The organism is Mesorhizobium sp. M0808 (genome assembly GCF_040320025.1).
In the GTDB taxonomy this organism is placed as follows: Bacteria; Pseudomonadota; Alphaproteobacteria; order Rhizobiales; family Rhizobiaceae; genus Mesorhizobium.
In genome coordinates this window covers 71,681-79,322 of sequence record NZ_JAMYOX010000030.1, presented here as the reverse complement: position 1 = coordinate 79,322, position 7,642 = coordinate 71,681, and the positions used below count along the sequence as shown (strand labels likewise).

At 58.5% G+C, this 7,642-nt stretch carries 4 protein-coding genes and 1 pseudogene; all 5 read right to left on the bottom strand.

Annotated features, from left to right (window positions below; translation table 11 throughout):
• Positions 1-133: 133 nt before the first annotated feature.
• Positions 134-2,140 (bottom strand): ATP-binding protein, encoded by a 2,007-nt coding sequence (locus tag NKI25_RS26590; protein ID WP_352999831.1) that lies wholly within the window; start codon positions 2,138-2,140, stop codon positions 134-136.
• The gene (locus NKI25_RS26585; RefSeq protein WP_352999829.1) at positions 2,137-3,477 is read right to left on the bottom strand and encodes an SIR2 family protein; all 1,341 of its coding nucleotides are present in this window, start codon (positions 3,475-3,477) and stop codon (positions 2,137-2,139) included. The genes NKI25_RS26590 and NKI25_RS26585 overlap by 4 nt, the downstream gene beginning before the upstream one ends.
• Before the next feature lie 223 nt (positions 3,478-3,700).
• A complete protein-coding gene (locus NKI25_RS26580; RefSeq protein ID WP_352999827.1) occupies positions 3,701-5,293 on the bottom strand; it encodes a reverse transcriptase domain-containing protein in 1,593 nt (530 codons plus the stop codon).
• Between the two features lie 541 nt (positions 5,294-5,834).
• Positions 5,835-6,877: pseudogene (locus NKI25_RS26575) on the bottom strand (nucleotidyl transferase AbiEii/AbiGii toxin family protein).
• Positions 6,874-7,539 carry a DUF6088 family protein gene (locus NKI25_RS26570; protein WP_352999825.1) on the bottom strand — a complete coding sequence of 222 codons (666 nt, stop codon included), beginning with the start codon at positions 7,537-7,539 and terminating at the stop codon, positions 6,874-6,876. The pseudogene NKI25_RS26575 and the gene NKI25_RS26570 overlap by 4 nt, the downstream one beginning before the upstream one ends.
• Positions 7,540-7,642 lie beyond the last annotated feature (103 nt).

Here is a 7,642-nt window from a genome sequence, read left to right as displayed (position 1 = left end):
TGCTCATCTTCTTCCATCACAAGGTGTCCACCTATTTTGGTGGACACCTCATGCATCAGAGCACTCAACAGCAAAAGGTGCGGGGAAATTCGCGCTTACCAAAGACGTAAGAACTCAAGTTTTCGTGGTACGATCACACTAGGTCTGAAATTCCCTCCTCCGGATCGGGTAGCAATGTGGCGAGTCGGACGCTCGCAAGGCGACCTTCCTCATGGAACCAGAGATCAACTATTTTGGTGTCGTCACTTGATGGCCGGGGAAATGCGTCCCTGACGCGGAAGGTTGTCGGCAAATTTACCGAGGTTCCGAACACCAGCGCGTGCTGTTTGGGGAGAGATGGCAATCGCTTAAGGACAGCGTCGGAGATGAATGGGGTCATTTGACGGATTTGCGACAAGTCATCCGGGTTCTGGATTCGGTGGACTACAAAGTTGGAGCATTGAGACAACACGGTCTTTGAAAGTTCGCTCGGCCGCTGTGATGCCACCATCAGGAACATACCGTACTTGCGACCCTCCTTGGCTATCCGCTCAAAGATCTTCGCCGCGTCCAACGCATAACGGGAGGGTGTGGAGGCAACATAGCGATGAGCCTCTTCAAGCAGCAAGTGAACAGGGAAGCGATTGCGCGGGTCCGCTTGTCGCAGCAGCCTGAAAGTCATGCGCGCTAGCACCGAGCAAAAAAGCTCAACGACGTCATCCGACACGGCGTTCATGTCGACAATCACGACCTGACTGGTTTTGGTCAGGCCACTGCCCTTCGCGGCTAGGCCGAGGATTCGGGCGAGAAACTCAATCTGGCCCTCACCCGTTTCTCCACCGGGCGGTAGTGAGTGGCGCAGAAACTCATATTCCCGACGCTCCTCAAGGGATTTTAGGCGGGTGACCATCTGCGAGCAGTAGTCACGAATCTGGCGGTTGCCGTGTGCCTCCTCGTAAAGGATGGCTAGATCCATCGCTTCGCCTAGGGACCGGAAATCGAAAGGGATGTTTTCGTAATCCGGCAGCTTCAACTCGTCGATAACAAAGGCATTCTCGCCGACGAGAAAGTCGTCCAAACCTTGGGCATTAGCCAGCTGACCGTAGCTGATTGCAATGAAAGGTTGGATGGATTGCAGATTGATTTCACCAGTGTTGAATCGCTGCAGGATGCCAACTATCCGGTCATGCTTGGACGGACTACTGGAATCATCGCGCACGATCTGCGTGATACACTTGGCAAGGATGTGGTTCTTCACGCCGCCGAGATCGTCGGCGCCAGCTTCTGAGAACATCGTTGAAAGGCCAAGCGCCATGCGCAGTATGGGTACCTGCGTGCGTTCGCTGGCCTGGAGCAGAAGTTCCCACTCTGAAAGATCCAGGAACCAATGGGGCAAGCGGAAGCCAGTTGCTGTGCCATCGAGTACGACCCGGTCAATCCCAATACCGCCCGGCTTTGCCAGTGATTCTAGCGCCTGCCGATACTCGCCGTTGACGTCGAACACCACGAACGTAGCGCCCCGGGCATGATGTTCGTCCGGTTTTTCAAAAAGCGCCTGTAGAATCGAAGCGACTGTGCACGACTTTCCGCTGCCCGTGTTGCCAAGCACTGCGACGTGACCACCGAAGAAATCGTCGAGGCGGACCTTCACCGCATAGTTCTCGAACACGACGGACTGACCGATGCTTAAAACACGAAAGCGGGTGGCTTTCGCCGGCACACAGATTTCCCCGTCAGGTCCGATGCCGGCCTCAGCCTCGGTTTTCGTCTCAAATATCCGGTCGAGTTCGCTGTCGAGGGCATACAGCGCGTCCGCGTAGAGCGAAGGGAATACCGACACACCGAACCGAAACTTTCCGTCGCCCGAAGCAGGCAACATGCCTACGGGCACGACATCGAGGAATTTCGCCGATCCGGCCTTGTCGAGATCGCCTCTCGAGGATGCAGCAACATCACGTTCGCGCAGCCCCACAACTTCAGCGACAACATATTCGGCGTGAGTCGGTATCATCAGGAACGAGCCCAAACGTGCGACGTAGTGCACGTCGTCAAAGCCCACGACTGTGAAGTTGTCGGTTCCCGCGTGCATCTCGACCACGAACCTGTCTGCTGCCACTGACGTGACCTTGCCGACGGCTCGTTTGCGATCGTCGTGACTCATTCGGTATCGTCCTTGTCGGGAGCCAATTCCTTCATCACTTTGCGAACGGCGTCGTCGATACGCTCGCTTGGCCGCTGAGGCATGAACCGATCGACCATCGTGTCGAAATAATGTGCCCTTGTACCAGGCTCGGGACCGTCGCCACCGATTATCCAGATCCGCGGATCACCAAGAGCCCGTAGTTTGGCAATCTCTCCGGGTGCGTCCGGTGACGCAAAGATGATCAACCGAAAGGTCGGAATTGTCAGCGCCTGGTAAATGATGTTGTTCAGGTGCTCATCCCCGAATCCGTAGCCTGCTGTCACCAGCACGCTTTGCTCGCGGACGATGCGCGACTGGAATTCGCGAAAGAGGTCGGCGTACGGTGACCCTAGACTCGAATTCTGCTTTGCCGGTGTCGGAAAGATCATCATCTTGGCGCTGCCGTCAGCCGGCCACTTCTCACGAATTGGGAACAGGCCGTGATCGTCTTCTGTCCAGCTGATCGATCCGTGCAACTTGCACAAGTAGACAAACGCATCGACCGCCGACCATTTGCGGTTTGAAAGATCGAGCTGTTCAGCCAAGGCGTAACGAAATGTCGAGGGGTTGAAGCGCCGTTCTATGATGCCCGAGAAACCGTTGGCATAAGGAATGCCGAGGCGGTCCATCGCAGTTTCATTGAACAGATCATAATTCGTGGTGAACACCCATGGCCGGGGTAGGCTTCGGTCGCGCAGCACTAATTTTCGGTAGAACTTCTCATAGAGGTCGCGGACAGCTGTATCCCCCTTCGCGAAAGCACCGTCGGTGCACCGCTCCCAGAGGAATGCCTGGACCTTGTTGATTACCTCCGTCAGCTCTTTGGCTCGCGCCCAATGGGATGATTTCGCGCTGCGTTGGGAGACGAAACGAAGACTGTGCAATACCTCCATCAAGCGCTCAAGGTTGCGCGCGTACTCATCTTCCAGTTCGACGCCCGCCTCTTGGAGAATAGCTACTTCTTCTTTGGTTAGAAGCCAGTCAGGCGGCTCTACAGGGGGCACGTCGGCGCTGCCTTCGCCCAATAGATCCTCGTCTTCCGCAGCCTGCTGTGCGGCTGCCAACGCTTGGGTGGTAGTGTTGCAAAATATCTCAGCGAGGGGCTGCATGGTTGAGATGCCTTGCTCCTCTCCGTCGACACGCAATGACGAGCAGCCTGCACCCAACAGGAACGCCACGTTGCGCGCGTTCAGGGCATCGGCGATGCCTTTCTGAACTGTCTCAACTCCTTGGGACCAATCTATGTTGGCCGGTGTCGGTTCGCCGTTGCGGACAATCTGGAACTGCCGCCGTGGCGACACATCCTCCTCAGCCATTGCTTTTCTTCCCCCCTGTTATGCCAGAATTCAGCATACGCCGCAGTAGTGAGCCACCTTTCAAATTAATGCAAAAATGACTTGTCGTAGACCGGCAGGTCTGCAGCATTAAACTCCGACACGTCATTGCTCTTCTTTATAAGGGCAGGCCCTTTTTGGCATACTCGAGGAAGGCTCGCGGGGTGGAGGGCCTTGAGGGTTATGCGGTGTTCTTGTCGCGGTGCTATTCAGGGTGGTCGTCCGCAGATGCGCCCAGCTTGGAAATCACCTTGTCTTTGTTGGCCTTCACCCACTTGAGGAATAGATGGCAGGTCGGGCCTGATAAGATGGGCTTCAGGGTGGCAAGCCAGTTCTCGTACTCGTCCGTCGGCAGGCAGACCGCGCCGGAAATGAACGCGGGCTGCTCGAACGGAGGAATCTGTCCGACGGCGGCCTTGTTCATGCGGAAGAAATGCTTGTTGTCCGTTCTGCTTCGAATGATGTGAAGCTGACGCCTGTCCAGGAGCGACGGAAGGTTCTCCATCTGCTTGAACTGGAGTGCTGTAATGGGCACGGTTGCGCGCACGAACAGCTCAAGCAGCCAAGTCCGGATCAGCTGGACGCTGGAGGCCGGCGGCTTGAGGATGGCCGAGATCACACTATCAGCGAGTCCGTTGAAGCAGCCAGGAGTATTCTCCTCGAGCGCCTGCATGAGGAGGCTCACCTCCTTGGCGAACACCACGAGTTCCGAGAAGTTCGCCACGATGTAGTCGATGGCGCCTACCGGCTTCGCGATCTTTAGTGCGCGGAAGATCACCTTGATCCGGCCGATGTCGTAATTGTCCTTGCCGATCTCCTCCTGGAGGAAGCCCAGCAAGTTGAGCGCCTTCAGGGCCTCGATGTCCTCGACGTCCGGCGCATCGTCGAAGTAGATGTCGGCCGTCAAGGATTCGAGGGCCTCTCCCTCTGCCTCGTCCGATATGTCGCTCGTGAGACCCTTGAGCTTGCCTATGTATTCCGCCCGGGACATGACCCTTGTCTTGGCGGCGTTGAGGGACAGGCCCTCGTTGATGCTGAGTTGCTGCGCCAGGAAGCTGAGGACGTCGTAGGGATCATCGCCTGCGTTCAGGAATATCCGGAAATCGTCGACGAACCGCGTGGCCGAAATGCCATGGTCCATGAGCGCCTGGTCAGTGTCGGAAAGGGCCAGCTCCGCCAGCAGTCTCGCTGCGGTGCCGCCTACCGGGAGTCCGAATGATTGCTTCGCCCGGATGACCTTGATCGTCTTCTTGATGTACTTCGCCGCGCCGTGCCCGGGAGCCGCTTCGTCCAGCAGGTTCTCCAGGCGATGGAAGTTGATGCGCGCGTAGAAGTCGGAAATGTCGGTCAGCACCACCTGCTTGATCTTGAGGCTCCCCTGAACACGGCTCTGCTGCACATGGAGCCAATCCTTATACGTGCGGTTCTGCAGGAACAACGATCCCTCGACCGTGTCGTCGAAGCGGTACGAAAAGGCCTCCAATCCTTGGGCACTCGGCCGCCGGGTCTCGATCAGAGGCCCGATTTCTATGACTGCAGCAAGCAGCAGGACAGTGTCGACGGCGCCCAACTGGTGGGTGATCCTGAAGCCGTAGCGACTCTTCGGAGCGAGGGCCTCGAATGCCCCGCCCGGATTGTAGACGTCGAGGTCGAGTTGCTTGAGTTCCTCTACAACGGCCGCGCTCTCGTCCCGGAAGAACGCAAGCTCGGGCAGATGCGGGAACACGTCGGTGTCGCCGTATTTGCACAGATGCTGGATCGCTTTCTCGAGCGCGGTAGCCGAGAGCTTGAAGGCCACGGAACGTTCCCCACTGCCGAGTTCGGAGGTGGGACTATGGCCGACGTTCCCTTCGATCACAATGGCGTGCCGGCCTCCGGAGTCGGGTCGATCAGTTCGTTCAGCGAAAGGTTTTCAAGGCGCGCGCGCTCCATCCATGACGCGAATGGCGACTGAAAATACGTGACCAGATCGGAGGCGAGAAATCAGCATGCCCAGGCCAAATTATCGAGACACCCGAACGCGTTCATTACGAATGCCTGGATAGTCAGCGTCGCGTCGAAGACCGTGTCCCTCTCGGGGATTTCGTCCAGCTCTGGGGGAGCTTCTCGAACACGACGTCAACAGCCCTGACCATGGTACCAAGGCGATCCCATGATATGCGAACTCGTGGCCACGCTCGGTTTGATACTTGCGACCAAGAAAGCGATCCCGCAGTTCAGCGAACGGCCGATGCATGTCCTCTCGGCCAGCGTGAAGTTTTTCGATGTCCTCGGGTTTGAAGTAGCAGACCATTTGCTCGACAACGTCTTGATGATATGCCGGCGACGTGGCCAGGCGACTAGGAATGAGTGTTGATGTCCTGCTCAATCTGCCGTGCTGATTCCAGAATGTCATCGAAACTCGGCGGAGTGCCGAAGATCATGGCCGCCGTATTGGCATAGTCGCGCGTGAGCGCGGCTTCCATCTCGGGCGCCGGCGCGATCGCGAAGCTGCCCGGAACTGCTGAGGCGAGATCATAGTCGGGACGATCGAAAAACATTCGTGCGTGCCGCACACAATCGGCGCCAAGATCGAGATCGCCGAGCGCGGCCTTCCCGGTCACGGATCCGAGAAGACAGTGCAGGTCATAATAGTGACGAGACACCCGCTGGCCGTCCTGCCGCAGTTCGCCGCGCCGCTCGTACCAGCGGCGCAATCCATGGGCGATAACCACTTTGTCCCAAAAGGTGCGGGTCGCCTCGATCGTGGTCACGGCGGCGACGGTGAGATCAATGCCTGCCGCTTCCTCCGCGACATAGGGCGTGATCGCGATCGGGCGGTTCGGATCGAGCGCCGATTTCGCCCCGGACTCGAGGCGTATGACCGGTCGCACATAGGCGCCATCACGCGGCTCGACCTCGGGATACCAGAGCAGCAGGGTCTGCCCATCGGCATCGGCTTCGTCGATCTCCACCCGGCCGGCGCCATTCGTGATGTCGGCAAGTTGAGCGGTGAGGAAGTCTCGCAGCGGCCTGTAATATAGGCGCGACATGCATTCCGAATGGCGTCGAGTTTGGCGCGGCGCTTCTTGTTTGACAGCCCCTCGAGCTCTTCGACGGAGGCAGCCTCGTCGAGATCGTCGCGGAACACGGTAACGTCGATGTCCTCGGAAAAACGCTGGATCAGGCCATAGCCTTTTGACAGCGACGTCCCGCCCTTGAAAAGCAGCCGTGGCTCCCCCGCAGGCCGTTCGTGGTAGAGCGAATTGAGGGTCCAGCAGACCCAGAAATCCTTTTCGACATTGCCCACCGGAGCTCCGATCCGATTGGCCGTGGCGAGGAACAGGTCGAGCCGGTCACGTGGGGATGCCGCGATGATCTGGCGGTAAGCATCGGTACTCATGGCTTCGCCTCGTGCGGGTCCGCCCTCAGGATTTCGCGGAGGAACTCCTGCATCCAGATCGGCACGGCGGAGAGACCGGCGCGCAGATCCTGGCGAATGGCCTCGCCGTGCTTGGGGTCGGCAAACAGGCGGCGCAACGTCGCCTGGATACGCTTCCGTTCGCCCTTCTGGGTCAGCATGTCCTGCATCCAATGCAAGGCCTGGACGACCCGCATCCCCGGCCGATCCGCCCAATAGAGGCGGCTAGGGGCAGCGTATTTGAAGTGGATTTCCTGCGTGCCGAGTTTGATTGGCTTCAACCGCGCATCGACCAGTACCTCTATTCGGGCGGGGACGGCGGTCGTCAGACCGAGATCGTTGGCGGCCGTCATACCATCGATGACGGCGCGCGCCCGATCGCGGCGCGTGACGGCGCGGATCACAGCGCGATAGTCCGGCACGGTGGCGCGGCCAGTCAGGTTGTTCGTGCGCGGCCGGTCATAGAGGCCTCGGTCGACCCGGCGCAGCTCCCCGGCGGTTGCCAGGCGCTGCAGGGTTTTATCCACGGCGGCGCGCGCGCCGAGATCGGCGAAGTCGCCGGGGGTCCAGACCTCGTCGGGTTTGGACTCAATGCGGGCAAGCAGGCGCGAGCGAAGATCGGTATCGGGCTCAACGAGGGGCATGTCCGAAATATGCTACAAGTTTCGGACAAAGGCAAGGTATGAGTCCGAAGTAATGCTACAATTTTCGGACACTCCGTGGCGCCCAAAACTCCAAAAATGAACT